At 67.5% G+C, this 26,453-nt stretch carries 22 protein-coding genes and 2 pseudogenes; 9 read left to right on the top strand and 15 right to left on the bottom strand.

Features of this window, described 5'->3' with window-relative positions; all coding sequences use genetic code 11:
- The 8 genes and pseudogenes from aer2 to siaD form a co-directional block, all read left to right on the top strand.
- Positions 1–522 (top strand): annotated as a pseudogene (gene aer2, locus HMPREF2886_RS13585) (aerotaxis transducer Aer2); the annotation flags it as partial.
- 69 nt (positions 523–591) lie between these two features.
- Positions 592–1,434: a CheR family methyltransferase gene (locus tag HMPREF2886_RS13580; protein ID WP_003102222.1), complete on the top strand. Its 843-nt coding sequence runs from the start codon at positions 592–594 to the stop codon at positions 1,432–1,434.
- A gap of 5 nt (positions 1,435–1,439) precedes the next feature.
- Complete coding sequence (gene cheD, locus HMPREF2886_RS13575) at positions 1,440–2,042, top strand: chemoreceptor glutamine deamidase CheD (RefSeq protein WP_003102220.1); 603 nt, start codon at positions 1,440–1,442, stop codon at positions 2,040–2,042.
- Between the two features lie 18 nt (positions 2,043–2,060).
- Positions 2,061–3,110 carry a protein-glutamate methylesterase/protein-glutamine glutaminase gene (locus tag HMPREF2886_RS13570; protein ID WP_003083922.1) on the top strand — a complete coding sequence of 350 codons (1,050 nt, stop codon included), beginning with the start codon at positions 2,061–2,063 and terminating at the stop codon, positions 3,108–3,110.
- A gap of 262 nt (positions 3,111–3,372) precedes the next feature.
- Positions 3,373–5,364 (top strand): biofilm regulation protein phosphatase SiaA, encoded by a 1,992-nt coding sequence (gene siaA, locus HMPREF2886_RS13565; protein ID WP_070747596.1) that lies wholly within the window; start codon positions 3,373–3,375, stop codon positions 5,362–5,364.
- 8 nt (positions 5,365–5,372) lie between these two features.
- Positions 5,373–5,915 (top strand): biofilm formation regulator kinase SiaB, encoded by a 543-nt coding sequence (siaB, locus tag HMPREF2886_RS13560; RefSeq protein WP_024918100.1) that lies wholly within the window; start codon positions 5,373–5,375, stop codon positions 5,913–5,915.
- Positions 5,916–5,941: 26 nt separating this feature from the next.
- The gene (gene siaC, locus HMPREF2886_RS13555; RefSeq protein ID WP_003083913.1) at positions 5,942–6,322 is read left to right on the top strand and encodes a biofilm formation regulator SiaD modulator protein SiaC; all 381 of its coding nucleotides are present in this window, start codon (positions 5,942–5,944) and stop codon (positions 6,320–6,322) included.
- 6 nt (positions 6,323–6,328) lie between these two features.
- A complete protein-coding gene (gene siaD, locus HMPREF2886_RS13550; RefSeq protein ID WP_003083910.1) occupies positions 6,329–7,156 on the top strand; it encodes a biofilm formation regulator diguanylate cyclase SiaD in 828 nt (275 codons plus the stop codon).
- Between the two features lie 7 nt (positions 7,157–7,163).
- Here siaD and HMPREF2886_RS13545 read toward each other — a convergent pair whose 3' ends face one another.
- From HMPREF2886_RS13545 to HMPREF2886_RS13525, 5 genes are all read right to left on the bottom strand, one after another.
- Positions 7,164–7,754 carry an IMPACT family protein gene (locus tag HMPREF2886_RS13545; RefSeq protein ID WP_039027095.1) on the bottom strand — a complete coding sequence of 197 codons (591 nt, stop codon included), beginning with the start codon at positions 7,752–7,754 and terminating at the stop codon, positions 7,164–7,166.
- Positions 7,755–7,759: 5 nt separating this feature from the next.
- A complete protein-coding gene (locus HMPREF2886_RS13540) occupies positions 7,760–8,425 on the bottom strand; it encodes a TetR/AcrR family transcriptional regulator (protein ID WP_070747594.1) in 666 nt (221 codons plus the stop codon).
- Between the two features lie 92 nt (positions 8,426–8,517).
- Positions 8,518–9,924: a uracil-xanthine permease family protein gene (locus tag HMPREF2886_RS13535; protein ID WP_070747591.1), complete on the bottom strand. Its 1,407-nt coding sequence runs from the start codon at positions 9,922–9,924 to the stop codon at positions 8,518–8,520.
- A gap of 241 nt (positions 9,925–10,165) precedes the next feature.
- On the bottom strand, positions 10,166–11,002 hold the full coding sequence (locus tag HMPREF2886_RS13530; protein WP_033968673.1) for an outer membrane protein OmpK: 837 nt from the start codon (positions 11,000–11,002) through the stop codon (positions 10,166–10,168).
- A 675-nt stretch (positions 11,003–11,677) separates the two neighbouring features.
- Positions 11,678–13,294 carry a gamma-glutamyltransferase family protein gene (locus HMPREF2886_RS13525; RefSeq protein WP_033968674.1) on the bottom strand — a complete coding sequence of 539 codons (1,617 nt, stop codon included), beginning with the start codon at positions 13,292–13,294 and terminating at the stop codon, positions 11,678–11,680.
- Between the two features lie 77 nt (positions 13,295–13,371).
- On the opposite strand from HMPREF2886_RS13525, the gene HMPREF2886_RS13520 reads away from it, so the two are divergent.
- Positions 13,372–14,169: an AraC family transcriptional regulator gene (locus HMPREF2886_RS13520; protein ID WP_083318553.1), complete on the top strand. Its 798-nt coding sequence runs from the start codon at positions 13,372–13,374 to the stop codon at positions 14,167–14,169.
- A gap of 28 nt (positions 14,170–14,197) precedes the next feature.
- Here HMPREF2886_RS13520 and HMPREF2886_RS13515 read toward each other — a convergent pair whose 3' ends face one another.
- The 10 genes and pseudogenes from HMPREF2886_RS13515 to pcaQ form a co-directional block, all read right to left on the bottom strand.
- Positions 14,198–15,532, bottom strand: a complete 1,335-nt coding sequence (locus HMPREF2886_RS13515) for an OprD family porin (RefSeq protein WP_070747585.1) — start codon at positions 15,530–15,532, stop codon at positions 14,198–14,200.
- Positions 15,533–16,120: 588 nt separating this feature from the next.
- Positions 16,121–16,306, bottom strand: coding sequence for a hypothetical protein (locus tag HMPREF2886_RS13505; RefSeq protein WP_033968677.1), 186 nt, complete (start codon positions 16,304–16,306; stop codon positions 16,121–16,123).
- A 115-nt stretch (positions 16,307–16,421) separates the two neighbouring features.
- Complete coding sequence (locus HMPREF2886_RS13500) at positions 16,422–17,360, bottom strand: LysR family transcriptional regulator (protein ID WP_003121631.1); 939 nt, start codon at positions 17,358–17,360, stop codon at positions 16,422–16,424.
- Between the two features lie 198 nt (positions 17,361–17,558).
- Positions 17,559–20,606, bottom strand: coding sequence for a triclosan efflux RND transporter permease subunit TriC (triC, locus tag HMPREF2886_RS13495; RefSeq protein ID WP_070747581.1), 3,048 nt, complete (start codon positions 20,604–20,606; stop codon positions 17,559–17,561).
- Positions 20,603–21,673 (bottom strand): triclosan efflux RND transporter adaptor protein TriB, encoded by a 1,071-nt coding sequence (gene triB, locus HMPREF2886_RS13490; RefSeq protein WP_070747579.1) that lies wholly within the window; start codon positions 21,671–21,673, stop codon positions 20,603–20,605. Before triB ends, triC begins: the two co-directional genes overlap by 4 nt.
- Positions 21,670–22,821 (bottom strand): triclosan efflux RND transporter adaptor protein TriA, encoded by a 1,152-nt coding sequence (gene triA / locus HMPREF2886_RS13485; RefSeq protein ID WP_073648486.1) that lies wholly within the window; start codon positions 22,819–22,821, stop codon positions 21,670–21,672. The genes triB and triA overlap by 4 nt, the downstream gene beginning before the upstream one ends.
- A gap of 152 nt (positions 22,822–22,973) precedes the next feature.
- Positions 22,974–23,813, bottom strand: a pseudogene (locus HMPREF2886_RS13480) (IclR family transcriptional regulator C-terminal domain-containing protein).
- Between the two features lie 215 nt (positions 23,814–24,028).
- Entirely contained in the window at positions 24,029–24,634 is a 606-nt protein-coding gene (gene pcaG, locus HMPREF2886_RS13475) for a protocatechuate 3,4-dioxygenase subunit alpha (protein WP_003117216.1), read from the bottom strand.
- Positions 24,635–24,644: 10 nt separating this feature from the next.
- Entirely contained in the window at positions 24,645–25,364 is a 720-nt protein-coding gene (gene pcaH / locus HMPREF2886_RS13470; protein ID WP_033968683.1) for a protocatechuate 3,4-dioxygenase subunit beta, read from the bottom strand.
- A 134-nt stretch (positions 25,365–25,498) separates the two neighbouring features.
- Positions 25,499–26,416, bottom strand: a complete 918-nt coding sequence (gene pcaQ, locus HMPREF2886_RS13465) for a pca operon transcription factor PcaQ (protein ID WP_033968685.1) — start codon at positions 26,414–26,416, stop codon at positions 25,499–25,501.
- Between the last annotated feature and the right edge of the window lie 37 nt (positions 26,417–26,453).

The raw sequence follows: 26,453 nt of genomic DNA, 5'->3' as shown, positions 1-26,453 counted from the left end.
GGCGAGCAGGGCCGCGGCTTCGCGGTGGTCGCCGGCGAAGTGCGCACCCTCGCCCAGCGTTCCGCCGCCGCGGCCAAGGAGATCAAGACGCTGATCTCCGACTCGGTGGACAAGGTGGAGAACGGCAACACCCTGGTGGCCCAGGCCGGACAGACCATGAGCGACATCGTGGTAGCGATCCGCCGGGTCACCGACATCATGTCGGAGATCGCCGCCGCCTCCGCCGAGCAGAGCACCGGCATCGAAGAAGTGAACAGCGCGGTCTCGCAGATGGACGACATGACCCAGCAGAACGCCGCGCTGGTGGAGGAAGCCGCGGCCGCCGCCGAGGCCATGCAGGAGCAGGCGGGCCTGCTCAACCAGTCGGTGGCGGTGTTCAGGCTGGACACTCCGCCGAGCGTGGTCCAGCTCGCCAGCGCGCGGCCGTCCGCGCCACGCCCCAGCGCGCCGGCACCGCTGGCCCGCAGCGGCATGGCACGGGCCAGCAAGGCGCGCAAGGAAGACGGCTGGGAAGAGTTCTGAGACCACGCCGCGCCTCCGCCAGGCGGAGGGCGGCAAGCCCTTAGGGTCGACCAGGGAAACCCGACGCCAATGCCCACCTCCACGCCTTCGCCGGTGTTCGGCAACCAGGAGTTCCACTACACCCGCGAGGACTTCCAGCAAGTACGCGAACGGCTCTACCGACTGACCGGCATCAGCCTGGCCGAGAGCAAGGCGCAACTGGTCTATAGCCGCCTCTCGCGGCGCCTGCGCCTGCTGCGGCTCGGCAGCTTCGCCGAATATTTCACCCACCTCGACCGCGAGCCGGGCGAGCAGCAGTTGTTCGTCAACGCGCTGACCACCAACCTCACCGCATTCTTCCGTGAACGCCACCACTTCCCCCTGCTCGCCGACCTCGCCCGCCGCCAGTTGCAGCGGCATCGCCCGCTGCGCATCTGGTCGGCGGCGGCGAGCACCGGCGAGGAACCCTATTCGATCGCCATCACCCTGGTGGAGGCGCTGGGCAGCTTCGATCCGCCAGTGAAGATCGTCGCCTCGGACATCGATACCGGGGTGCTCGACTGTGCCCGCCAGGGCGTCTATCCGCTGGAGCGCCTGGAGCAGATGCCGGCGCCGCTGAAGAAACGCTTCTTCCTCCGTGGCACCGGGCCCAACGCCGGCAAGGCGCGGGTGGTGGAGGAACTGCGGCAACTGGTGGAGTTCCGCCAGATCAACCTGCTGGAAGCAGACTGGTCGATCGCCGGGGAACTCGACGCGATCTTCTGCCGCAACGTGATGATCTACTTCGACAAGCCGACCCAGACCCGCCTGCTGGAACGTATGGTGGCCCTGCTGCGGCCGGAGGGCCTGTTCTTCGCCGGGCATTCGGAGAACTTCGTCCACGCCAGCCACCTGGTGCGCTCCGTCGGCCAGACCGTCTACAGCCCGGCCTGATCGCGATGAACCTCCAGGCCCGGGAAGGCGCGCCACTGAACCGCTACTACGATCCATACTTCGCCTGCGATGCGGTGAAGCTGTTGCCCGGCGAGTACTTCGCCAGCGGCGAAGACCTGGTGATCGTCACCGTGCTCGGCTCCTGCGTCTCGGTGTGCCTGCGCGACCCGCTCAACGGCATCGCCGGGATGAACCACTTCATGCTCCCCGAGCGCGGCCTCGGCGGCGACCCGGCCTCGCCGTCGGCGCGCTACGGCAGCCACGCCATGGAACTGCTGATCAACCGCATGCTGGCCCTCGGCGCCAGCCGCGAGCGCCTGCAGGCCAAGGTCTTCGGCGGCGGCTCGGTACTGCGCCAGATCAGCGCCGCCATCGGCCAGCGCAACGTCGAGTTCACCCTCGACTACCTGGCCACCGAGCGTATCCCGCTGCTCGCCAGCGACGTGCTGGAGGCCTTCCCGCGCAAGATCTACTTCTTCCCGCGCAATGGCCGGGTCCTGGTGAAGTCCCTGGTGGAGCTGAAGAACGACACCGTGCTGCAGCGTGAACGCGACTACCGCCGCCGTATCGACCGCAACGCGGACGGCGGCCCCATTGACCTGTTCTGACTCTCCAGGAGAGCCGCCATGCCCATCAGTGTCCTGGTCGTCGACGATTCCGCCCTGATCCGCAGCCTGCTCAAGGAGATCATCCAGGCCGACCCGGAGCTGCGCCTGGTCGGCTGCGCGCCGGACGCCTTCGTCGCCCGCGACCTGATCAAGCAGCACGCGCCGGACGTGATCAGCCTCGACGTGGAAATGCCGCGGATGGACGGACTGACCTTCCTCGACAAGCTGATGAAGGCGCGGCCGACCCCGGTGCTGATGATCTCCTCGCTCACCGAGCGCGGTTCCGAAGCCACGCTGCGCGCGCTGGAACTGGGCGCGGTGGACTTCATCGCCAAGCCCCGGCTGGGTATCGCCGAAGGCATGCAGGCCTATGCCGAGGAAATCCGCGCCAAGCTCAAGACCGTCGCCCGCGCCCGCCTGCGCCGCCGTGCGGCGGACGCGCCGGCGCCGCCGGAAAGCGCGGCGCCGCTGCTCAGCACCGAGAAGATCATCGCCCTCGGCGCCTCCACCGGCGGCACCGAGGCGCTCAAGGAAGTGCTGCTCGGCCTGCCGGCGCACAGTCCCGGGGTGGTCATCACCCAGCACATGCCTCCCGGCTTCACCCGCAGCTTCGCCGAGCGCCTGGATCGCCTGACCCGGCTCAGCGTCAGCGAAGCGCGCGACGGCGACCGCATACTGCCCGGCCACGCCCTGGTCGCGCCGGGCGACCACCACATGGAGGTGCAGCGCTCCGGCGCCAACTACGTGGTGCGCTTGAACCGCCAGGCGCAGGTCAACGGCCACCGCCCGGCAGTGGACGTGATGTTCGAGTCGCTGGCTCGCTGCGCCGGGCGCAACCTGCTCGCCGGCCTGCTCACCGGCATGGGCAAGGACGGCGCGCGCGGGCTCCTGGCGATCCGCCAGGCCGGCGGCTACACCCTGGCCCAGGACGAGGCTACCTGCGTGGTCTACGGCATGCCCCGCGAAGCGGTGGAACTGGGCGCCGCGGAAGACGTGCTACCGCTCGAACGGATCGCCGCCGCGCTGCTCCAGCAAGCCGCCCGGCGCGGCAGCGGCAACCGCCTCTGAGCGGGATCCTGGCCGGCCCGCTGCGCTTTTTCGCCGCCCCCCGCAACCTCCCCCGCCGAGACCCCGCCGACGACAGGCCCGAACCACGGGCCTTTGCCTGCTCGCCATCATTGTGACGTCAAATTAATGGCGAAATAAAACCAAATTACGTTGCCTGAAATAATGCACATCTGCACAATTGGCCCTTTCGCCAAAAGTTCGACACACGCTTTCGATCCATGATTTCGGCCGCGGGCCGGGCGAGAAACTGATAGGGATAGCCATGGCGGCGAACTGGGGGTTGCGCGGCAAATCGGTGGTGGCGCTGTTGCTGGCCTGTGCCCTGGCACTGGTCCCGGCGGTGCTGCTGGGCTGGCGCGCGATGGACGACATCCGTACGCACTTCGGCCTGGCCTACGCGAAGAACTTCACCCTGCTGCACCGGCAGAAGATCCTCGCCCCGGTCTCCCGCGAACTGGCGTTGTCGCGCCGTTTCGCCGAATCGGTGGTGACCCGCGACTGGCTGCTGAAGGAAGACGACCCGGCGCGCCGCGCGCTGTTCTTCCGCGAGGCCGAGGGCTACCGCGGCGACTTCCGCGACCACGCGTACTTCATCATCGCCAGCGGCTCCCACCACTACTACTTCAACGACGGCCGCCAACCCTACAGCGAACAGCCGCGCTACACCCTTGAAGCCGGCGACCCGGAAGACGCCTGGTACTTCAATACCCTGCGCAACAGCGCCGCCTACAACATCAACGTCAATGTCGACAGCAAGCTGAACCTGACCAAGGTCTGGTTCAACCTGGTGATCCGCGACCAGGGCCGGCCCATCGGCCTGGCCGGCAGCGGCCTGGACCTGAGCGGCTTCCTCGACGACTTCATCATCGCCCGCGAGCCGGGCGTGACGCCGATGATCGTCGGCGACGACGGCGCCATCCAGGCCCACCCGGACCGCCGCCTGATCGCCTACAGCTCCGCCGCCGGCGGTGCCAGCGAACGCCACCGGGTGTTCGACCTGCTCGACCAGCCGGAACAGCGCGACGCCCTGCGCGAGGCCATGCGCCTGGCCCGCGCCAAGGCCGGCTCGGTGCACTGCCTGTGGGCCGGCCTCGACGGCCGCCAGCAACTCTTCGCCGTGGCCTACATTCCCCAGCTGCGCTGGTACGTGCTCACCGCCGTCGACCTGCACGCCGCCCAGGTCCTCGACAACCGCTGGCTTTGGCCGCTGGCGGGCACTTTCCTGCTGTTGCTGGTGGCCCTGCTGCTGGGCTTCGCCTATGCCGTCGAGCGCCTGCTGCTGCGCCCCCTGCGCAGCCTCAAGCGCTCGGCCAAGGCGATCGCCGCCGGACGCTACGACACGCCGCTACCGCTGGCGCGCCGGGACGAGATCGGCTCGCTGTCGAAGGCCTTCGCCAGTATGGCCGACCAGGTCCGCCGGCACACCGCCGAGCTGGAAGACAAGGTCCAGGAGCGCACCCAGGCGCTGGAGGAAGCCAACCGCGAAATGGCCGCAGCGCAGAAGAAGATCGGCGACAGCCTCGACTACGCCAGCCTGATCCAGCGCGCGATCCTCCCCGACCGCCAGCTCAGCGCCACCCTCGGCGAGCATCACTTCATCCTGTGGAAACCGCGTGACGTGGTCGGCGGCGACTTCTACGTGTACCGCGAGCAGGCCGACGGCTACCTGATCGGCGTGGTCGACTGCGCCGGCCACGGCGTGCCCGGCGCGCTGATGACCATGCTCGCCCGCGCCGCCATCGACCACGCCATCGAGGCGGTGGGCAGCCGCGACCCGGCGGCGATCCTCGGCGAGACCGACCAGGCGATGCGCAGCATGCTCAGCCAGGAGCAGATCCCCCAGGCGCTGGCCACCAACATGGATGCCGGGCTGGTCTGGGTCGACCGCCGGCGCCGCCAGTTGGCCTTCGCCGGGGCGAAGATCTCGCTGTACGCCAGCGACGGCGAGGAGGTCCAGGAACTCAAGGGCGCGCGCCGGGCGATCGGCGACAAGCGCCGTGGCGACTACCGCAACATCGAGGTACCGCTGGCGCCGGGCTGGACCTTCTACCTGAGCACCGACGGTTTCCTCGACCAGGCCGGCGGCGAACACGGCTTCGGCTTCGGCAGCCGGCGCTTCGCCGACATGCTCCGCGACCACGCGCGGCAGCCGCTCCCCGAGCAGGCCGAGGCCTTCGTGGCGACGCTCGCCGAGTACCAGGGCGAGCACCCGCAACGCGACGACATCACCATCCTGTCCTTCCGATTCGACTAGGGGCACCCATGGAAACGCTAGACCTGCTGGCCATGCGTGAAAGCTACACCCGCCAACGCATCCTGCTCTGCTTCAACGGACCGATCTCGCGCAGCCTGATCGAGGAGATAGGCCACGCGCTGCGCAACTACCTGCACGCCGAACAGGCCAAGCCGAGCGAAGCGATGGACGTCTTCGCGGTGTACATCGAGATGACCCAGAACATCCGCCACTACGCCAATCTCAAGGGCTACGGCGAACACGAGGCGGCGGCCACGGTAGCCATCGCCCGCAACGAGGACGGCCACTACGTGGTGTCCGCCGGCAACCTGGTGGAACGCGACGACGGCCAGAGCCTGGTGCGCAGCATCCAGGCCATCGCCAACCTCGACAAGGCCGCCCTCAAGGCCGCCTACAAGGAGCAGCTGCGCCGCCCGCGCGACAGCGGCAGCGCCAGCGGAGCCGGTCTCGGCCTGCTGGACATCGCCCGCAAGTCCAGCGAACCACTGGCCGCATCGCTGAAGGAACAGCCCGACGGGCGCGCGTTCTTCAGCCTGCGCGCCGTGATCTGACCCCGTGTTTTAGGAAGAACACCATCATGAGTGACCTGCACATACCCGGCACCCAGTCCACGCCCGCCATCCAGGGCGACTGGCAGGCCGGACGCCTGTCCATGCAAGGCGATTCCTACCCGGAAAACTCCTATGAACTGTTCGGCCAGGTGATCGACTGGGTCGAGCGCTTCCTCGCCGACGGGCAGCGGCCGCTGGAACTGGACCTGCGCCTGCTGTACCTGAACACCAGTTCGATCAAGGCCATGATGGACATCCTCGACCTGCTCGAAGAGGCCCACCAGGGCGGTCGCCCGGTCAGCTTGCGCTGGCACTACGACCGGCGCAACGAACGGGTCGCCGAGCTGGCCGAGGAGTTCCGCGAGGATTGCAGCTTCCCCTTCGCCATCCAGGCCCACGACGAGTAGCCGACGATGAGCCGCGAACGCGAACTGGACGCCTGGATCGACGGCCTGCTGGCCGATCCGCAGTTCCACGGGCATCCGCTGCACCAGGCGCTGGCCCGCCTGCGCCAGCAATCGCTGGAGCAACTGGTGCGGCTGGAGCGCATCGCCCGGATCTCCGACGGTTTCCAGTCGATGGCGCGGGAGCAGAACCTGTCGCTGTCCGAGCGCTACCACAAGCAGCTGCGGCGCCTGGAAAAGGTGGCGCGAATCTCCGACCGCTACCAGCAGATGATGCGCGACCTCAACCTGGCGCTGAAGGAAGCCTCGATCCGCGACCCGCTGACCGGCCTGCCCAACCGACGCATGCTGCTGGAGCGCCTCAGGGAGGAGAACGAACGCTCCCAGCGCCACGGCCAGAGCTACGTGCTGGCAATGCTCGATGTGGACTTCTTCAAGCAGGTCAACGATACCTGGGGCCACGACAGCGGTGACCGGGTGCTGGTGGAAATCGCCCGGGCCATGGAGTCCGAGCTACGCGAATACGACCTCTGCGGCCGCTGGGGCGGCGAGGAATTCCTCCTGCTGCTGCCGCAGACCCGCCTGCAGGACGCCGGCCCGGTACTCGAGCGGGTACGCGACAGCGTACGGACCCTGGCGGTACGCGTCGGCACCGAGGCGCTGAGCGTCACCGCCAGCGTCGGCGTCACCGAACACCGCATCGGCGAAACCTATTCGCAGACCGTCAATCGCGCCGACGCCGCACTGCTCGACGCCAAGCGCAGCGGCCGCGACAAATGCGTGTTCGCCGCGCTCCCGCCGCTCCCCGCCCCCTCCCGCCCGGCTCCGGCGCGCTGAGCCCTCCTCAGGCGTCCAGCCGCTGCGGCCGCACCTGGCCGCGGCTGAGGTCTACCAGCAGTGCCTTTAGCTCGTCGAAGCGCGCCACCGGCAGTTCCAGGGTCAGGACGACGCCGTCGGCGCCATAGTCTTCCGCCGCCACGCTGGCGCCCAGCGCCAGGCTGCGCGCCTTGAGCAGCGCGTGGTCGGCAAAGGCACAGGCGAAGCGTACCCGGCAGCGCTCGACCAACTCGCTGCGCGGCGCCTGTTGCAGGCACTTGGCCGCGCCGCCGCCATAGGCGCGGGCGAGGCCGCCGGTGCCGAGCTTGATACCACCGAACCAGCGGCTGACGAGTACCGCCACGCAGTCCATGTCCTGCCCCTCGATGGCCGCCAGGATCGGCCGCCCGGCGCTGCCGCCGGGTTCGCCATCGTCGCTGAAGCGGTACTGCGCGCCGCACTTCCAGGCCCAGCAGTTGTGTCCGGCGGAAGCGTCGCGGTGGGCGGCGATGAACGCCTGCGCCTCGTCCTCGTCGGCCACCGGCGCGGCGACGGTGTGGAAACGGCTCTTGCGGATCTCCTCGCGGTATTCGGCGAGGCCTTGCAGGGTGCTCGGCATCGCGTTCAGGCCGCCGGCGGAGTCAGTCCGCAGCCCTTGAGGATGATCCGCACCAGGTTATCGGCGGCGGCGGCGAAGTCCTGCCTGGACATGCGCTTGCGGCCGGTGACCAGGCCGATCTGGCTGGCGAAGTCGGCGTAGTGCTGGGTGCTGCCCCAGAGCAGGAAGATCAGGTGCACGGGATCCACCGGGTCCATCCGGCCGGCGGCGATCCAGGCCTCGAATACCGCGGCGCGGCCGCGGAACCAGCTGCGGTAGTCCTGGTTGAAATGCGCGGTGAGGCACTCGCCGCCGCTGATGATCTCCATGGCGAAGATCCGCGAGGCCAGCGGGTAGCGGCGGGAGAACTCCATCTTGGCGCGGATGTAGCGGGCCAGCGCCTCGGCCGGATCGTCGTCGACGCCGAGGGTGTTGAAGGTACTGTCCCAGAGTTCGAGGATGTTGCTCAGCACCGCCGTGTAGAGGCCCAGCTTGTTGCCGAAGTAGTAGTGCAGGTTGGCCTTGGGCAGGCCGACATTCTGCGCGATGGTGTTCATGCTGGTGCCCTTGAAGCCGTGGCGGGCGAACTCCTCCTCGGCCGCGGCGAGGATCGCCTCCTCGTTCTTCTGGCGGATGCGCCCGGCCGGCTTGTCGCGGGCGGCCGGGTCGTGGGCGGGCACTGTCAGGGGCATGCGCAGGTTTCCATCGGCGTGATCCCCGCGTTGATACCCCAGCCCGGCCGCGGGGCACAAGCCACGGGCGGAAAAATTTGCAAACGCCCGTATCAACCCAGCGGCTTGCGCCAGCGCGCCAGGGCGCCGCCCTTCGCGCTGGCCTGCGCCGCTTCGGCAACGCGATCCTCGGGCAGCAGCAGGTTGAGCAGGATGGCGGTGATGCCGCCGCTGGTGATCGCCGAGTCGAACAGGGTCTTCACCACCGCCGGCATCTGGTCGAGCAGGGTCGGCTGCGCGGCTACGCCGAGGCCGACGCCGAACGAGGCGGCGATGATCAGCACGCTGCGGCGGTCCATCGCGGTCTGGCCGAGAATGCGGATGCCGGCGGCGGCGACGCTGCCGAACATCACCAGGGTGGCGCCGCCGAGCACCGGCTTGGGGATCTGCTGGAGGATCGCGCCGATCCAGGGGAACAGGCCGAGCGCCAGCAACACGCCGCCGATGTAGATGCCGACGTGCCGGCTGGCCACCCCGGTGAGCTGGATCACCCCGTTGTTCTGCGCGAAGGTGGTGTTCGGGAAGGCGCTGAAGGTGGCCGCCAGCAGGCAACTGACACCGTCGCCGAGCACCCCGCCGCGCAACCGCTGCAGGTACGCCGGTCCCTCCAGGGGCTGCCGCGAGAGCATGCAGTTGGCGGTCAGGTCGCCGACCGTCTCGATGCTGCTGATCAGGTAGATCAGCGCCACCGGCAGGAAGGCCATCCAGTCGAAGGCGAAGCCGAAGCGGAACGGCTGCGGCAGGCTGACCAGCGGCAGCTCGGGCAGCGCCCGCGGAACGAACAGGCCGGTCGCCCAGGCCGCCAGGGTACCCAGCGCCAGGCCGATGACGATGGCCGCCAGGCGCAGCCAGGGCAGGCGCGAGCGGTTCAGCAGGACGATGCTCAGCAGCACCAACGCGCCCAGCGCGAGATTGGCCGGTGCGCCGAAGTCCGTGGCCCCGGCTCCGCCGCCGAGATCGGTGATGCCGACCTTGATCAGGCTGACGCCGATCAGGGTGATGACGATGCCGGTGACCAGCGGCGTGATCACCCGGCGAAGATGGCCGAGGAAACGACTGAGGACGATCTGCACGAAGGCGCCGAAGAAGCACACGCCGAAGATCATCGCAAGGATCTCCTCGGGACCGCCGCCGCGCTGCTTCACCAGCATCCCGGCGGCCAGCACGGCGCCGAGGAAGGCGAAGCTGGTGCCTTGCAGGCAGATCATCCCGGCGCCGATGCCGAACGGCCGGCGCGCCTGGATCAGGGTGCCGGCGCCGGAAACCATCAGCGCCATGCTGATCAGGTATGGCAGGTGTTCGCCGAGGCCGAGCAGCGAGCCGATCACCAGCGGCGGAGTGACGATACCGACGAAGCTGGCCAGCACGTGCTGTAGCGCGGCAAGGAAGGCGGGAAGCGGGCGCGGCCGGTCGTCGAGGCCGTAGATGAGGTCGTTGGGGCGTTGGTCTTCGCTATGCATCGGGCCGTCTCAAGTGGCGCTCCTCGGACAGGAGGAGGATGCACGGCTTCTGCAAAAAGCTGTCCAGGTGATCAGCTTATTCCTGCCGCTCAGGCTGCAGGGCGCGCCCGGCGTGGGTCGAGCGAACAACGGGAGGCAAACGCAAGGACGACGAAGGCGACCGTCGCGCACCGTGCCGATGCACGGCGCGCAATGACGGGGCGCGCTGGCGGGGCCGGGCCGGCAGCCCCGCGCGACGGACTCAGAAGTGGTACTTGACCAGGAAGCTTGCGGTGTTCTGGTCGGTGGTGAAGTACTGCGAGTCCTTCACACCGTACTTGTCGGACCAGTAGTCGTACTCCAGGCCCACGTACAGGTGCTTAGGCTCGTAGCCGAGGGCCTTGCCCAGGTCGTACTTGACCTGTGGGTTGAAGTGCAGGTTGGCGTGGTAGTCGCTCTGGTTGCGGCGGCTGGTGCTGGCGCTCTTGTTGTTGACCACCCAGTCCATGTAGCCGTCGATGAGGATGTCGGAGTTGCCCACCGGAATGGTGTAGGACCACACCGGGGTGATCTGCCAGGCGCCGGCGCGCACGCGGTTGCCGTCGGGCTTGCGGTAGTAGAAGTTGAGCTGGAAGTAGTCGAAGCCGGGGATCGCCAGGTCGAAGCCCGGGCCGAGCAGGTAGGCCTCGGTGTCGCCTTCGCCGAACTCGTAAGTGCCGGCCAGCAGCACGTCCTTCACCGGGCCGAAGGAGAGGTCCGCTCCGGTGAGCTTGCCGAAGCTCAGGCGCGGAGTGATCTCGCCGTAGTAGGTGTTCTTGCCGTTGCTGGCGTCTTCCTTGCCGTTGTAGTTGATCTGGTCGAAGAAGATGAACAGGTCGCCCCAGGTCCAGCCGCTGGCATGTTCCAGGGTGAAGGTCTGCTGGATCGGCGGGTTGATCTTGAAGTTCTTGCCGTAGAGGTAGGTCAGGCTCTCGTTGTGCCAGAGCAGCGGCCCCGAGTCGGTCTCGTGGGTCGGCGTCATGTCATGGTCTTCGGCAACAGCCTGGCCTGCGGCCAGTAGCCCCCCGGCTAGCATCACGGTGGCGAGTGTGCGGCTCATTGAAACGCTCCTGGAGTGAATAGCTTTTCTTCTAGTGGGCGAACCTGTCCGAGCGGTCAGGCCTCGCCATGGATAGCAAGAACGAAGCCAAGACGGCGCGGGCGCTTCGCCGGGTTTCCTGCGGCGAAGGGAACGCCTGTTTTTTCAGTGTTTTGGACAAAGGCGGCGAAATGCCTCCAACCTCTCTACGACGGCAAAAACCTGACCCCAAGGACAGCTTTTGCCTTGCACTGGTGCGTGGTCGGGAGGGGCGTGCTCGACTTTGGGTTGGCAGCGCGAAGAAAACTGGATACACAAAAACGATTTGTGACAAAAAGAATCAGCAGGCTTTTGTACACAAAACAGTGCGTGGTCTTTCTACACATCACCGCCCCGGCATTCGGGCGAGAAGCGGCGCGGATGATGCCAGAGACGGCGGGCGGAATTCATCCCCGAATGGGGTTTTTCGTCGGGTTTCGGGACGCCCTGGCGTAAATAAGCCGGGGCCAGCAAGACTCCGGTGTCATGGCACCCGGAAAGCGCACTCGACGTTGCGTAGCGGAACGCGCTCGAGTAACGGGTAGCCTGGCGGCTGTTCATGCCTACCGAGACGTCCTGTTTCGCCATCCGCAGGGCGGATACGCCTCAGGCGTTATCCGCCGGACAGGTCTCCCCGCCTCACCCACATGGGTCCCCTCACCACACCGCGATCTGCGAATCGGTGCGCGGCTCGGTACCGCCACAGAGCACGCCGCTGGCCGGGTCACGCAGGACGATCTGGCCGCGCCCGTAGCTGGTCGAGTCGTAGGCGATCTCCACCTGGTGCCCACGCTGCGCCAGCTCCGCCGCCAGCGCGCGCGGCGCGGCATGTTCGATGCCGACGCGCAGCCCGCCCAGCCACTGCCAGCGCGGCGCGTCGAGGGCAGCCTGGGGGTTGAGGCCGAAGTCCACCAGGTTCATCACCATCTGCACGTGGCCCTGCGGCTGCATGTAGGCGCCCATCACGCCGAACGGGCCGAGCGGCACGCCGTCCTTGCTGAGGAAACCGGGAATGATGGTGTGGAAGGTCTGCTTGCCCGGCTCCAGGCAATTCACGTGGTCCGGATCGAGGCTGAACTCGGCGCCGCGGTTCTGCAGGGCGATGCCGGTGCCGGGCACCACCACGCCGGAGCCGAAGCCGTGGTAGTTGCTCTGGATGAACGAGACCAGGTTGCCCTCCTCGTCGCCACAGGCCAGGTACACCGTACCGCCCGGCTTCGGCTGGCCGGGGCTGGGATCGAGCGCGCGCTCGCCGATCAGCGCGCGGCGGCTGGCGGCGTAGCCCTCGTGCAGCAGTTCCTCGACCGAGACCCGCATCGACTGCGGCTGGCTGATGTAGTGCAGCCCGTCGACGTACGCCAGCTTCATCGCCTCCAGTTGGCGATGCCAGGTCCGCGCGCAGTCGCGTTCGCCGAATTCGAAGCCCTTGAGAATGTTCAGGGTCATCAGGGCGATCAGGCCCTGGCCGCTCGGTGGAATCTCCCAGACGTCATAGCCACGGTAGTTCAGCGAGATCGGTTCGACCCACTTCGCCTGGTAGCCGGCCAGGTCCTCCGCGCGCAGGTAGCCGCCGCTGCGCTCGGCGTGGCCGACGATGGCCCTGGCCAGCTCGCCGCGATAGAAGCTTTCGCACTGGCTGCGCGCCAGCTCGTCCAGGGTGTCGGCCTGGCCCGGCTGGCGGAACACCTCGCCGGCGCGCGGCGCCCGGCCGTCGATGAGGAACTCGTCGAACCAGGCCCGCAGCTCGGGCCGCTGCGGCAACGCCGCACGGAACTTGTCCAGGCCGCTCTGCCACAGGCGGGCGATCACCGGCGAGACCGGAAAGCCATCGCGAGCCAGCTCGATCGCCGGCCGCAGCAGTTGTTCGAACGGCAATTTGCCGAAGCGCCGCGACAGTTCGGCCCAGGCCGCCGGACAGCCCGGCACGGTGACCGGCGTCCAGCCGTACAGCGGCATCCGCTCGTGGCCGGCGGTGCGCACCCGCTCGCGATCGAGCAGGCCCGGCGCGCGCCCGCTGGCGTCCAGGCCGTGCAGGCGGCCGCGGGTCCAGACCAGGGCGAAGGCGTCGCCGCCAATCCCGCAGCCGGTCGGCTCGACCACCGTCAGCGCGGCGGCGGTGGCGATCGCCGCGTCGATGGCGTTGCCGCCACGGCGCAATATCTCCAGCCCGACCTGCGCCGCCTGCGGCTGCGAGGTGGCGACCATGCCGCGGCGGGCATGGACCGGCGAACGTTGCGAGGCGTAGGGAAGCGCATGGGCGGAGAAGTCGAGCATCGGCGTGGGCTCCGGGAAACTTGAGGCGGCAGGTTAGCCCTGCCAGACTCTGCCGACTAGCGACACGACGCCAAGTCATGACGATGAACGGACAGCCTGCGGAACTGCACCGCCCGATTCCCACCCTCGCCCGCCTGCCACGGCCGGTCTACGCGCGTGCCGAAAGCCTGCGCGCCGGCTCCTGGACCTCGCGCCACCGGCACGCCTGGGTGCAGCTTTCCTACGCCATCAGCGGCGTGCTCGGCGTGCATACCGCCGAGGGCAGCTTCTTCGCCCCGCCGCAGCGGGCGATCTGGATTCCGGCGCAGCTGGAACACGAGGTGGTCACCTCCACCCGCGCCGAGATGCGCAGCCTGTACATCCGTGGCGACGCCTGCGCCTGGGCGCCGATGCGCTGCCGGGTGCTGGAGGTGACGCCGCTGGCGCGCGAGCTGATCAAGAGTTTCTGCGAGTTGCCGGTGGACTACCCGGAGGGCGACAGCGCCGAGTCGCGACTGGTGCAGGTGCTGCTGGACCAGCTACGGCTGCTGCCGGAGGTCGCCTTCTCCCTGCCGATGCCGCGCGAGCCGCGCCTGCTGCGGCTGTGCCAGGCACTGATCGACGAACCGACCCAGAGCCTGACCATGGGCGACTGGGCGCAGCGCCTGGGCACCTCGGAAAAGACCCTGTCGCGCCTGTTCCAGCGCGAGACCGGGATGAACTACCGGCTCTGGCGCCAGCGCCAGCGCCTGCTCGCCTCGCTCAACGCGCTGGAGGCCGGCGACAGCGTCACCGGCGCCGCCCTGGACAGCGGCTACGACTCGACCTCGGCCTACATCGCCGCCTTCAAGGGACTCTTCGGCTTCACTCCCGGCGAACTGTTCCGCCAGCGCTGAGCCCGGCGAAGGGCCCAGCGCACGGGGCTCAGAACACGTCGATGGGATAGTCGACGATCACCCGGTATTCGTCGATGTCGTTGTCCACCGCGCTGTAGCCGCCGGTGCCGCGGTGGGTGGCCCAGCGCAGGCGCAGCGAGAGGTCCTTGGCCGGACCGCCCTGGACTACGTACTGCAGGTCGAGGTCGCGTTCCCAGTGCCTGGCGTTCTTGCCGTCGGCGCTGTACCAGCCGCCGTAGCCGGGGCTGTCCGGATCGACCCGGGTCAGGTCCAGCTTGCCGCGCGAGTACGAGGCCGAGGCGCTCAGGCCGGGCAGGCCGAGGGCCACGAAGTCGTAGTCGTATTGCAGCTTCCAGGACTTCTCGTTGGGACCGTTGAAATCGGAATACTGCTGCGAGTTGTCGAGGAAGATGCTGTCGCCCTGGTTGATGTAGTCGAACGGGGTGTTGCCGTTGACCTTCTGCAGCACCGCGGTGACGGTGTGCTGCTTGTAGCCGACCGCGAAATGCAGGCTGTAGGTGTTGTTGTCGATCCGGCCGAGCAGCGAGTCGCCGCTGTCGACGGTCTTGTAGTAGTGCGCGCCGGGGTTCAGCGACCAGTTGTCGTCGATCTCGTAGGTGTAGTCGACGTCGGCGTAGTACTGCTTCCAGACGTTCTGAAGTTCGGCGGCGTACAGGCTGCTGTTGAAGCCCTCGATGCCGCCCCAGGTGCCGCCCAGCCAGCTGAGATGGTGGCTGTCGCGGTCGCCCGGCAGTTCGCCGTAGTACGAGCCGAGGCGACGGTGGCCACTCTGGTTGTAGTACTTGGTGAAACTGACCTGGCCAGCCGTGAGGGTCAGGTCCTCGAAACTGTTGTTGGTCAGGCTCACACCGCGGAAGGTCTGCGGCAGCATGCGCGACTCGCCGCCGGCGACCACCGGGTTGCTGAGGAACTGGTCGCCCAGCTTCAGCTCGGTGTCGAAGGCGTGGATCTTCAGCGCCGCCCCGCCACTGGAGAACTCATCGGGTGCCTTGCCGGATTCGTAGCCTTCCTTGCTCGGCGCGGTGATCGGCAGGATGCTGGTGCCGCCGGTACCGCCGCCGCCGTCGAGCTTCAGCCCGAGCATGCCGTAGGCGTCGACACCGAAGCCGACCACGCCGGGCGTGTAGCCGGACTGGAAGGTGGCGATGAAGCCTTGCGCCCATTCCTTGCTGTCGTGCCCGGAAGCGTGCCGGCGGTCATGGTTGAAGTAGTAGTTGCGGGTCAGCAATTGGAGGCTGGAGCCTTCGATGAAGCCTTCTTTGGCTTCCCCCTCATCGGCCCAGGCGGCGGACGCGGTGCACAGCGCCAGCGCCATCGGCGTCAAGGCGAACAGATTCCTCATTGCGGTTGCTCCTTCTTACAGCGTGGTGAAATCCGGCAAGGCCGGAAAGCGTGTTGTGGTGTCGTTCCCGGCGACGCTTCTGCTGGCCTCGCGCGGGCGATCGCTCCCACGGGGCGCCCAGCCGGGCGCAACCCGAAAAAAAAGGCCGCTGGTATCAGCGGCCTTGAGAAGACGTCGAATAGGAGCAATCAAAGTTCGGCGTCGGGAAGTCTTGCCAGTGTATTTTCGGACACTGGAAACCGGTTGGAACGCAGTCGGACTCTTCTATTGAAAGTCTCTTCGACTCATCGGGCATTAGGCTTTCCACGTCCCGCTCTTTGCATGGCGAGATCGATGAAGACAGAACGGATATCGTCGACAAGCCCGCGACAATTATCCATTGAGCTGGCGCGAGTATATTTTTTTGCCACTATCGGAAAAACCCGATATCCAACGAAAGTCTTTTACATATTCTGCAAGAATTATCCGAACGGCCGGGAAGGCAAAAAAAACGCCGCATATCATATGCGGCGCAAGGACAGGGTACCCAGGCTCACGCTTCCCGAGTACCCGGGGGAAGCCATGGCGCGGCTGGCGCCATGCACTAGATCAGGAGTCGCTGCGGGCCCCGGCCTGCGCGGCCGAGGCGGAAAGTTCCTGCTGGTGCTCGATGGCCTGCTGGTTGGCGTCGACCATGCGGTTGGTCATCAGCGAGGACTCTTCGGCGAAACCGGCCTGGGAAAATGCGAGGGAAAACAGACTGAGTATGGTGGCAGCAAGGATCTGGCGATTCATGGCGGGTCTCCGATGACACCCTGTTTACTTGGGACAGGCGCCATATTAGTTAACCGCCATGGTCGGAAAAATAGCCAAACAGACGAGAGAGTATTACCTCAATAACAACAATCCTTCACTGTGCCCAGTAACTTGAACTTTGCATGGTGGTTTCGTCGCGGGCGAATGCCTGGGGAAGTTCCTGTTGCAACAGATCGACCCAGGTGCGGATCTTCGCGTCCAGGTAACGCCGCGAGGGATACAGCGCATAGATGGTCCGCTGGTGCATGGCATGGCCGGGCAACACCCGTAGCAGCTCGCCGTTGCGCAGCGCCGCGGCCGCCACGTAGCTGGGCAGCAGGGCGATGCCGAGGTCGGCCTTGGCCGCCTGGGCCATGACCTCGGCGACATTGACCATGAAGGTGTTCTGCGGGCTGACGGTGCGCTCGCCCTGCTCGTCGGCGAAGATCCAGCCCTCCGGGTAGGCCGGGTCCTGCAGGCGCAGGCAGACGTGGCGCTCCAGGTCGTCCACCGAGCGTGGCACGCCGTGCTGTTGCAGGTAGCCGGGACTGGCGCAGAGCACGCTGTGGATGCTGCCCAGGCGCTGGGCGACGAACTCCGAGTCGGGCAACTGGCGCTCGCCGGTGATCAGCACGTCCTGGCCTTCCTCGAGCATGTCCGGGTTGCGCTGGGACAGGGTCAGCTCGATCACCACGTCGGGGAACAGTGCGCCGTAGCGGGCGATCATCGGCACCAGGTGATGCTGGCCCATGCCCATCAGCGACTGCACGCGCAAGCGGCCGCAGGGGCGGATGTGCGCACCGGCGGCTTCGGCCTCGGCGACCTCGATGTCCTCGAGGATCCCGCGGCACCGCTCCAGGTAGCGCTCGCCGGCCTCGGTCAGGGCCAGGCGCCGGGTCGTGCGGTGCAGCAGGCGCGTCTGCAGGTGCGCTTCCAGGTCGGAGATCAGCCGCGATACCTGCGCGGTGGACAGGTCCAGGGCCTGGGCGGCGGAAGTGAAGCTGCCGCTGTCCACCACCCTGGCGAACACGCGCATGCCTTGCAATGTGTCCACTATTACCTCGGTTGCAAAACAGATTCGTAAATTGGTCGGATTTTCCCTGGCGCCGGGCTGCCTATACTGGCCGCCGTCGCCGTAGCAACGCCGGGCATACCCTGCCCGGCGTCGGGGCGGATGGCCCACCCGCCGTCCGCTCTCCTTCCCCCCGCACAGACTCTGCTACGGCGGCGCCCCCTTCCCCTTCCGTCGCGCTCAGCGTCCCGGTTCCGGAATCCGGTACCAGGCGACGTACAGCGCCGGCAGGAAGATCAGCGTGAGCAGCGTGGCGGCGACGATACCGCCGATCATCGCATAGGCCATCGGCCCCCAGAACACTTCGCGGGCGATGGGGATCATCCCCAGGCTGGCCGCCGCCGCCGTCAACAGGATCGGCCGGGTGCGGTGGTGGGTGGCTTCCAGCACCGCTTCCCAGGGCGTCTTGCCGTCCTTCTCGAAGGCATCGATCTGGGTCACCAGGATCACCGAGTTGCGGATGATGATGCCGATCAGCGCGAGAATCCCGAGGATCGCCACGAAGCCCATCGGCGTGCCGGTCGGCAGCAACGCCGCGACCACCCCGATCAGCCCCAGCGGCGCGACGCTGGCCACCAGGAACAGCTTCTGCACGCTCTGCAACTGGATCATCAGGAAGGTCGCCATGAGGAACAGCATCAGCGGCACCACCTTGGCGATCGGGCCCTCGGCCTTGCCGCTCTCCTCCACCGTGCCGCCCACTTCGATCCGGTAGTTCGCCGGCAGGCCGTCGGCGAAGCGCTTGACCTCCGGCGCCAGCCGGGCGACCAGGTCGGTGGGCTGGATCTCGCCGCGCAACGACGCCTTCACCGTGATCGTCGGCTTGCGGTCGCGGCGCCACACCAGCGGCTGCTCCAGCTCGTAGCTGACCTTGGCGAACGCCTTGAGCGGGATCGAGGTGCCGCTGGGCGTGACGATCTGCAGGCTCTCCAGGGTCTCCAGCGAGCCGCGCTCGCTATCCTCGGCGCGGCCGATGACGTTCACCAGGTAGATGTCGTCGCGCACCTGGGTCACCGCGCTGCCGGTCACCACGCTGTTCATGATCTGCGCCACGTCCTCGGAGGACAGCCCGAGCTGGCGCGCCTTGTCCTGGGCGATGTCGATCTTGAGCATCTTCCCGGGCTCGCTCCAGTCGTAGACGATATCGCCGATGTTCGGGTTGCCGTCGAGCACGCCGGCCAGGCCCATGGCGTACTCGCGGACCTTGTCGATCTGCGGTCCGCTGACCCGGTACTGGATCGGCCGCCCCACCGGCGGCCCCATCTCCAGCGGCTGCACGTAGGTGCTGATGCCGACGTAGTCCTTGCGCAAGCGATCGCGCAGGCGCGCGGCGACGCGCTCGCGGGCCTCCAGGTCCTTGGTGACGATCACCAGTTGGCCATAGAAGTTGTTCTGCAACTGCTGGTCCAGCGGCAGGTAGAAGCGGATCGCGCCTTCGCCGACATAGGCGCTCCAGTGGTCGATGTCCTCGTCGTCCTTCAGCGTCGCTTCCAGGCGGTCCATCACCGCCCTGGTCTCGTGGATGCTGCTGTTCTGCGGCAGGTTGAGGTCGACCAGCAGTTCCGGACGGTCGGAAGACGGGAAGAACTGGTGCTGGACGAACTTCATCAGGAACAGCGACACGCCGAACAGCAGCGCGGTGAGGAAGATGGTCGTCCAGCGCCGGCGCATCGCCAGGTGCAGCAGGCTGTCGAAACGCTCGGCGATGCGGCCCTTCTTCTGCTCCGACTTGTGCTTGAGGGTCTTCGGCAGGATGTGCACGGCGATCACCGGGGCGAACAGCACCGCGACGATCCACGACAGCAGCAGCGCCACGGCGATCACCGCGAACAGGGTGAAGGTGTACTCGCCGGCGGAGCTGGCGTTGAGCCCGATGGGCACGAAGCCGGCCACCGTCACCAGGGTCCCGGTGAGCATCGGGAAGGCCGTCGAGGTGTAGGCGTAGGTCGCCGAGTCGTGCAGCGAGTCGCCCAGTTCGAGACGCGTGATCATCATCTCCACGGTGATCATGGCATCGTCCACCAGCAGGCCGAGGGCGATGATCAGCGCGCCGAGGGAAACCCGCTGCATGGTGATGTCGGTGTATTCCATGAACACGAAGACCATGGCCAGCACCAGCGGGATCGAGCAGGCCACCACCAGCCCTGCGCGCAGGCCGAGGCTGACGAAGCTGACGATGAGGACGATCACCACCGCCTCGAACAGCGCCTGGGTGAAACCGCCGACCGCCTTCTTCACCACCTGGGCCTGGTTCGACACCTGGTGCACGCCGACCCCGACCGGCAGTTCGCCGGTGATCTCCTGCATGCGCGCATTGAGCGCCTCGCCGAACTCGAGGATATTGCCACCTTCCTTCATTGCCACCGCCAGGCCGATGGCCGGCTCGCCCTTGTAGCGGAACAGCGAGGTCGGCGGGTCGACGAAGTCGCGGCTGATGCTGGCCAGGTCGGACAGCCGGTAGAAACGATCGTTGACCCGCAGGTTGACCGCCTGCAGGTCCTTTTCCGAACGGAAGTTGCCGGAGGTGCGCACCGAGATGCGCTCGGGGCCGGCCTCGACCACGCCCGACGGGGTCACCGCGTTCTGCGCCTGCAGGCTCTGCACGACCTGGCGCTGGTCGAGGCCGAGGGCAGCCAGCTTGCGGGTAGAGAAGTTGAGGTAGATGACCTCGTTCTGCGCACCGATCATCTGCACCTTGCCCAGGTCTTTGACCGAGCGGATGTCCAGGCGCACCTTCTCCACGTAGTCGCGCAGCTGGCGGAAGTCCAGGCCGTCGGCGGTGAAGGCGTAGACGCTGCCGAACACGTCGCCGAACTCGTCGTTGAAACCCGGTCCCTGGATGCCCTGGGGGAATTCACCCTGGATGTCGGAGATCTTCTTGCGCACCTGGTACCAGATATCCGGGATGTCGCCGGCCTTGGTGGTGTCCTTGAGGTAGACGAAGACCGTCGATTCGCCGGGTCGCGTGTAGCTCTTCACGTAGTCCAGCGAGTCCAGCTCCTCGAGCTTCTTCTCGATGCGGTCGGTGACCTGCTCCAGGGTGTCGTCCACCGTGGCGCCCGGCCAGCGGGTCTGGATGACCATGGTCTTGATGGCGAACGAGGGATCCTCCTCGCGCCCCAGGTTGAGGTAGGAGAACACGCCCATCACCAGCGATACCGCCATCAGGTACCAGACCAGGGACTGGTGGCGCAGGGCCCAGTCCGACAGGTTGAAACCGCCCTTCATCGCGCATCCTCGTCGAGTTTGATCTTCTGGCCGGGCTTGAGGCTGTTGACTCCGGCGCGGACCACCCGGTCGCCGTCGGCCAGGCCCTGTCCGATCACCACCTGGCGTTCGTCGCGGCTGAGCACCTGTACCTCGCGCAGGGCCACGCTGGACTGTTTCCCATCGACGACCCAGACCTGGGTCTTGCCGTCGCGCTCCAGCAGCACGCTGGCCGGCAGCACGCTGCGCACGCTACCGGCGCTGCTCAGCTGGACCTGGATGGTCGAACCGAGGCGAAACGCCTCCGGCGTCTGCGCCAGGCTCAGGCGCACGCGACGGGTGCGGGTCGAGGCGTCGGCCTGCGGCCCCAGCTCGCGGATGCTGCCGGTGGTCCTGGCCTGCGGGTCGAGCTGGGCGCTGACCAGGAAGCGCGCGTCGGCCGGCAGGCTCTCGGCGACCTCGGTGGGCAGGTCGAAGACCGCCTCGCGCACCTCGGGCCGGGCCAGGGTGACCACCGCCTGGCCGGCGCTGACCACTTGCCCGGCCTCGGCGTGCCAGGTGGTGATGACGCCGTCGAAATCGGTCACCAGGCGCGTGTAGGAAAGCTGGTCCCTGGCCTGCTGCACCGCCGCTCTGGCCTGGTCGAAGCTGGCCTGGCTGGTCTTCAGGCGGGTCCGCGCATCGTCCAGGCGCGCCTGGGCGGTGACGCTGCGGGCGAACAGTTCTTCCTGGCGCCGGGCATTGGCCTGGGCGTCGATCAACTGCGCCTCGGCGCTGGCCAGGTCGCCCTGGCTGGCGCGCAACTGGTTCTGCTGGTCGGTGGGGTCGAGGGTCGCCAGCAGCGCGCCCTTGCCGACGAAGTCACCGACGTCGAACAGGCGCGAGGCGATCCGTCCGTTGGTGCGGAAGCCGAGCACGCTCTCGTAGCGCGCCTGGATGCTCCCGGCGAAGCGACCGAGGTCGTCGTTCTTCAGGGTCTTCACGGTCACCGTCAGCACCGGGCGCGGCGGTGCCGGCGGCGGCTCGTCGCCGCAGCCGGAGAGGAGCAGGGCGAAGCCGAACAGGCCGGCGAGGGAAAACGGCTTCATGGCTGGCCTCCGCCCACGGCGTCGCGGCTGGCGGTGCTCTGGGTCGGCTGCGGCGGCTGGGCCACCTCGACCACCTGGCCCGGATGGAGCAGTTGGCCGCCCACCGTGACCACCGTCTGGCCCGCCTCCAGGCCGCCGTCGATGACCACCTTCTCGCTGGCGTAGCGTGCCACCCGCACCGGTTGCAGGCGCGCCTTGCTTTGCTGGTCGAGCAACCAGACCGCCGGCTGCTCGCCGACCTTGGACAGCGCCGACCAGGGCAGCACCACGCTGTGCTCTGCCGGCGCGGCGACGCTGGCGTTGACCACGCTGCCGAGGCTCATTTCCGCCGGCACCGAGTCGAGGCCGACCTTGACCTTCAGCGTACCGCTGCGCTCGTCCACCGTCGGAGTGATCTCGCGGACCTTGCCGCTGGCGGTGACCTCCGGTTTGCCGAGCAGACTGACGGTGATCCGCTGGCCGTCGACATCGTGGCTGAACAACGACTCGTAGACGTTGAACACCGCGTCGCGCTCGCCGTCGCGGGCCAGGGTGAAGATCGGCACGGTGGCCTGCACCACCTGGCCGACCTCGGCCTGGCGGGCGGTGATGACCCCGGCGTCGGAGGCACGCAGCTCGGTATAGGAAAGCAGGTCGCGGGCGTTGGCCAACTGCGCCTGGGCGGCCTTCAGCGAACTCTGCGCGCTGCGCACCGAGGCCAGCGCCTGGTCGTACTCGCTCTGGCTGGTGTAGCCCTTGGGCAGCAGTGCCTTCTGCCGCTGGTAGTTGAGGTCGGCGAGCTTCGACTGCGCCTGCTGCGCGGCGACCGCCGCCTGGGCGTTCTCCACGTTGCTGCGCTGGTCCTGCGGGTCGAGCCGCGCCAGCACCTGGCCAGCCGCGACGTGGTCGCCGACATCGACCAGGCGCTCGACGATCTTGCCGCCGACACGGAACGACTGGTCGGCCTGTACCCGCGCCTGGATATCGCCGGTGATCGAGGTGGCCGAGGCGAACTCGGCCATCTTCACCGTCTGCGCCAGCACACGGACGTGTTCCTCGGCGGGCGGCTCGGCGCCGCAACCGACAAGCAGGCCGGCGCACAGGATGGCGGGCAGCGCCATCCGCGACCAGCGACCCTTGGAATGAAAAGCGCCTCTGGCGTCTGACATGCCTTCCCCTTCGCGATCCATACAGATACCGGCCGATCCGGCCGGAAACTCCCAGAATTGGCAGGGATTCTAGCCGCGTCCCCAAGGATTGCGACTATCAGATGGAAGCGGGGGTTCCTTTTCCAAACTTGTGGAGGGGATCGCCTCCGGCGTCAGGTGAACAGGCGCGCGCTCAGCTCGCGGCTGGCCTCCAGCAGCAAAGGCAGGAAGCGGCTTTCCAGTTCGGCGCGGGAGACCCGCCCGGCATGGGTGCCGACGTTCAGCGCGGCGAGCACGTGGCCGGCGGAGTCGCGTACCGGCACCGCCAGCGAGCGCAGGCCGACTTCCAGCTCCTGGTCGACGATGCACCAGCCCTGGCGACGAATCTCCACCAGGCACGGCAGCAGGGTCTCGGGGGTATACAGGGTTCGGCTGGTCTTGGCCTGCATCTCCACTCCGCCGAAGTAGGCGTGCAGCGCGTCGTCGTCCAACGCGGCGAGGAGGATGCGGCCCATCGAGGTGCAATAGGCGGGCAGCCGGCTGCCGACGTTGAGGTCCACCGAAATCAGCCGCTAGGGAGTGGCCGAACGGGCGATGTAGAGCACGTCGTCGCCCTCCAGGGTGGCCATCGAGCAGGCTTCGTGAAGCTGTTCGCTGAGACGGTCGAGGATCGGCTGCGCGGTGATCGCCAGCGGCGTCGACGACAGGTAGGCGTGGCCGAGGGTGAGCACCTTCGGCAACAGCGAGTAGGTGCGCCCGTCGGTGGTGGCGTAGCCAAGCTGCATCAGCGTGTGCAGGCAGCGACGCACGGCGGCGCGGGGTATCTCGGTGCGGTGGCTGATCTGGGCGATGGTCAGGTGCCGCTTGCGCTCCTGGAACGCATGGATCACCGCCAGGCCACGGGCCAGCGAGGTCATGAAGTTGGGATCGCCGGTGAAGGCCTCGATGCGCTTGGCCGGCGAAAGGACGGTCGGCGGCGCCAGGGTGGCGGGGTGTTCCGGGAGTTCGCTCATGGACGTTCGGGCTCGGGTCACGGAAAGGCTCGCCGATTATCGGACACTCGTTCGATCATCGCAATTGACCGGAGCGCCTCCGACTGTAGTACTGTCGGGGCTACCCATCGCCCTCCGGGAGTAATGTCAGGTACCCATCGGCGGGTTCTGGGTACGCCCTTGCCGCTCCGGCAAGGGCGCCCTTCCTTCCCGCGCGTCCCGCGCGATCGATGCGCCTAGAAGTCGAAGAACACCGTCTCGTTGTCACCCTGGATGCGGATGTCGAAACGGTAGGCGAGCTGTCCGTCCACTTCGCAGCGCCGCGCGAGCAGGGTGTCGCGACGCGGCGCCTGCTCGATCAGGTTGAGCACCGGACAGGCGGCGTTGGCCTCGGCCTCGTCATCGAAGTACAGCCGGGTCTGCAAGTGGATGTTGATGCCGCGGGCGAACAGCGAGACGTTGATGTGCGGCGCCATCGGCACGCCCTGGGCGTTACGCACCACCCCCGGCTTGACCGTGTGCAGGGTCCACTCGCCGGCATCGAAGGTGGTGGCGGTGCGGCCGAAGCTGTTGAACGGTCGCTCCGGATCGTAGCGCTCCTGGTAGCGGCCTTCGCTGTCGGCCTGCCAGAACTCCAGGAACGAGTCGCGCACCAGGTGGCCGTTGCCGTCGTAGACGTGGCCGAGCAGGAGGATGTGCTGGCCCGGCGCGTCTTCGCGGGCCATGCGGTTCCAGATCTCCAGGTCGCGGGTCGGGTTGCCGGCGGCGGCCAGCGCCAGGCCGATGTGGACGTAGGGACCGGCGGTCTGGGAAGGGGTTTCCCGCAGCAGTTCGTGGCTCATGGTCGGCTCCTCAGGCGTTCTCGAAGAAGGTCTTGCGCTGCCCGCGCAGGACGATGTCGAAGCGGTAGGCCAGGCAATCCATCGGGTTGGCCATGCTCATGTCGAGCCGGCCGATCAGGCTCTGCGCCGCCTCCGGGTCGGCAAGGGTGCGGATGATCGGGCACTTGGGGATCAGCGGGTCGCCCTCGAAGTACATCTGGGTGACCAGCCGCGCGGCGATCGCCGGGCCGCTGACGGACACGTGGATGTGCGCCGGACGCCAGTCGTTGGGTCCGTTGCGCCAGGGATAGGGCCCGGGCTTGATGGTACGGAAGTAATAGTTGCCCTCGCTGTCGGTGAGGGTCCGGCCGACGCCGCCGAAGTTCGGGTCGAGCGGCGCCAGGTAGCGGTCGTTCTTGTGCCGGTAGCGCCCGCCGGCGTTGGCCTGCCACATCTCCACCAGGGTGTGCGGGACCGGCTTGCCGTACTGGTCGAAGACCCGGCCGAACATGATGATGCGCTCGCCCTGGGGCAGGCCGCCGTGGTCGAAGTTGAGCAGCAGGTCGTTGTCGTGGCGGCCGAGCCTGAGGTGGGAGAAGTCCGGCCCGCTGGTTTCCGAGAGCGATTGCGGGATGCTCACCAGTGCCTGGCTCGGCGAGCGCGGCACGGAAGTCTTGTAGTCGGGGGTCAGGGCTTTGGGGTGCCAGTTTCGGTCACGGATGACGAAACGACGGCTTTCGGCGTCGTGCATGTCGGGCTCCTGTTATTCGCGTTATCGGTCGCCAGGCTTGTGGATTCAGGCATGGAAAGCGAAGTCTTGCGCAGGAAGCGGGACGGGGACAGTGAATTATCCGGACCTATACATAACCATTTGGTTATGAGAAATCAGTGAAACTCAGCGGCCACCTCGCGCAACACCGCGCTGAACCATTGCGCCCCCAGCGGCAACGGCAAGGCCGCGTTGTGGCACAGCCCGACCGAACCGCCCGGTTCGCGGATGCCCAGGTCCAGCTCGGCCAGCTCGCCGTTGCCGACGTCCAGGCGCACGGCATCGCGCGGCGCCACCCAGATCGCCTCGCTGCGCAATACATAGCTGCGGCTGAGGGTCGGCGAGAGGGTTTCCAGGCGCTGTCCGGCGAGCGGGATGCCCCATTGCACGAATAGGCTGTCGGCGTGGCGGCGGATGGTGGTGCCGGCCAGCGGCAGCACCAGCGGGAATTCGGCCAGCCGCTGCGGATCGCCGAGGGGCGCGGCGAGCAAGGGGTGGCCGGGGCGCACCACCAGCATCATCGACTCGCTGTACAGGTGCTCGAAGGTCAGGCCCTGGATGTCCGGGCTATCGGTCATCCGCCCGACCACCAGGTCCAGCTCGCCGACCTTCAGTTGCGCCAGCAGGTAGGCGCTGGGTCCGGTGGCGACGCTGACCACCAGCGCGCCGTGGCGCCGGTGCAGGCGTCGGATCACCTCGGGCACCACCAGGCTCTCCACCGTCGACAGCACGCCGACCCGCACCGTCTCGACCTGCGCCTCGTGGCCGCGCAAGGTGTTCACCCCGTCGCGCAGGGCCTGCACGCAGGGGCCGGCATAGCGCAGGAAGGTCACCCCCGCCTCGGTCAGCTCGGCGCCGGCCTTGCTCCGTTCGAACAGACGCGCGCCGAGGATTTCCTCCAGTTCCTTGAGGGTCTTGGAGATCGCCGGCTGCGACACCGCCACGGCGTCCGCCGCCTTGGCAAAGCTGCGCTGGCGGGCGACTTCGAGGAAGCAGGCGAGGTGGCGGAACTTGATGCGGTTGTCGAGGTTCATGGGGCGGCCGTGGCGGCGAGTGGTGCGGGCATGGTAC

Source organism: Pseudomonas sp. HMSC066A08 (assembly GCF_001813025.1).
Taxonomy (GTDB): domain Bacteria; phylum Pseudomonadota; class Gammaproteobacteria; order Pseudomonadales; family Pseudomonadaceae; genus Pseudomonas; species Pseudomonas aeruginosa.
This window is presented reverse-complemented; position numbering and strand designations above follow the sequence as displayed.

Bases quoted from the DNA above. Each gene is read 5' to 3' on its own strand.
- siaA (WP_070747596.1), top strand. From the start codon at position 3,373: ATGGCGGCGAACTGGGGGTTGCGCGGCAAATCGGTGGTGGCGCTGTTG.
- HMPREF2886_RS13525 (WP_033968674.1), bottom strand. From the start codon at position 13,294: ATGCTCGACTTCTCCGCCCATGCGCTTCCCTACGCCTCGCAACGTTCG.
- pcaG (WP_003117216.1), bottom strand. From the start codon at position 24,634: ATGAGCCACGAACTGCTGCGGGAAACCCCTTCCCAGACCGCCGGTCCC.
- triB (WP_070747579.1), bottom strand. From the start codon at position 21,673: ATGAAGCCGTTTTCCCTCGCCGGCCTGTTCGGCTTCGCCCTGCTCCTC.
- HMPREF2886_RS13570 (WP_003083922.1), top strand. From the start codon at position 2,061: ATGCCCATCAGTGTCCTGGTCGTCGACGATTCCGCCCTGATCCGCAGC.
- pcaQ (WP_033968685.1), bottom strand. From the start codon at position 26,416: ATGAACCTCGACAACCGCATCAAGTTCCGCCACCTCGCCTGCTTCCTC.
- triC (WP_070747581.1), bottom strand. From the start codon at position 20,606: ATGAAGGGCGGTTTCAACCTGTCGGACTGGGCCCTGCGCCACCAGTCC.
- HMPREF2886_RS13545 (WP_039027095.1), bottom strand. From the start codon at position 7,754: ATGCCGAGCACCCTGCAAGGCCTCGCCGAATACCGCGAGGAGATCCGC.
- siaB (WP_024918100.1), top strand. From the start codon at position 5,373: ATGGAAACGCTAGACCTGCTGGCCATGCGTGAAAGCTACACCCGCCAA.
- HMPREF2886_RS13580 (WP_003102222.1), top strand. From the start codon at position 592: ATGCCCACCTCCACGCCTTCGCCGGTGTTCGGCAACCAGGAGTTCCAC.
- HMPREF2886_RS13505 (WP_033968677.1), bottom strand. From the start codon at position 16,306: ATGAATCGCCAGATCCTTGCTGCCACCATACTCAGTCTGTTTTCCCTC.
- siaD (WP_003083910.1), top strand. From the start codon at position 6,329: ATGAGCCGCGAACGCGAACTGGACGCCTGGATCGACGGCCTGCTGGCC.
- HMPREF2886_RS13530 (WP_033968673.1), bottom strand. From the start codon at position 11,002: ATGAGCCGCACACTCGCCACCGTGATGCTAGCCGGGGGGCTACTGGCC.
- siaC (WP_003083913.1), top strand. From the start codon at position 5,942: ATGAGTGACCTGCACATACCCGGCACCCAGTCCACGCCCGCCATCCAG.
- pcaH (WP_033968683.1), bottom strand. From the start codon at position 25,364: ATGCACGACGCCGAAAGCCGTCGTTTCGTCATCCGTGACCGAAACTGG.
- HMPREF2886_RS13540 (WP_070747594.1), bottom strand. From the start codon at position 8,425: ATGCCCCTGACAGTGCCCGCCCACGACCCGGCCGCCCGCGACAAGCCG.
- HMPREF2886_RS13535 (WP_070747591.1), bottom strand. From the start codon at position 9,924: ATGCATAGCGAAGACCAACGCCCCAACGACCTCATCTACGGCCTCGAC.
- HMPREF2886_RS13515 (WP_070747585.1), bottom strand. From the start codon at position 15,532: ATGAGGAATCTGTTCGCCTTGACGCCGATGGCGCTGGCGCTGTGCACC.
- cheD (WP_003102220.1), top strand. From the start codon at position 1,440: ATGAACCTCCAGGCCCGGGAAGGCGCGCCACTGAACCGCTACTACGAT.
- HMPREF2886_RS13520 (WP_083318553.1), top strand. From the start codon at position 13,372: ATGACGATGAACGGACAGCCTGCGGAACTGCACCGCCCGATTCCCACC.
- triA (WP_073648486.1), bottom strand. From the start codon at position 22,821: ATGTCAGACGCCAGAGGCGCTTTTCATTCCAAGGGTCGCTGGTCGCGG.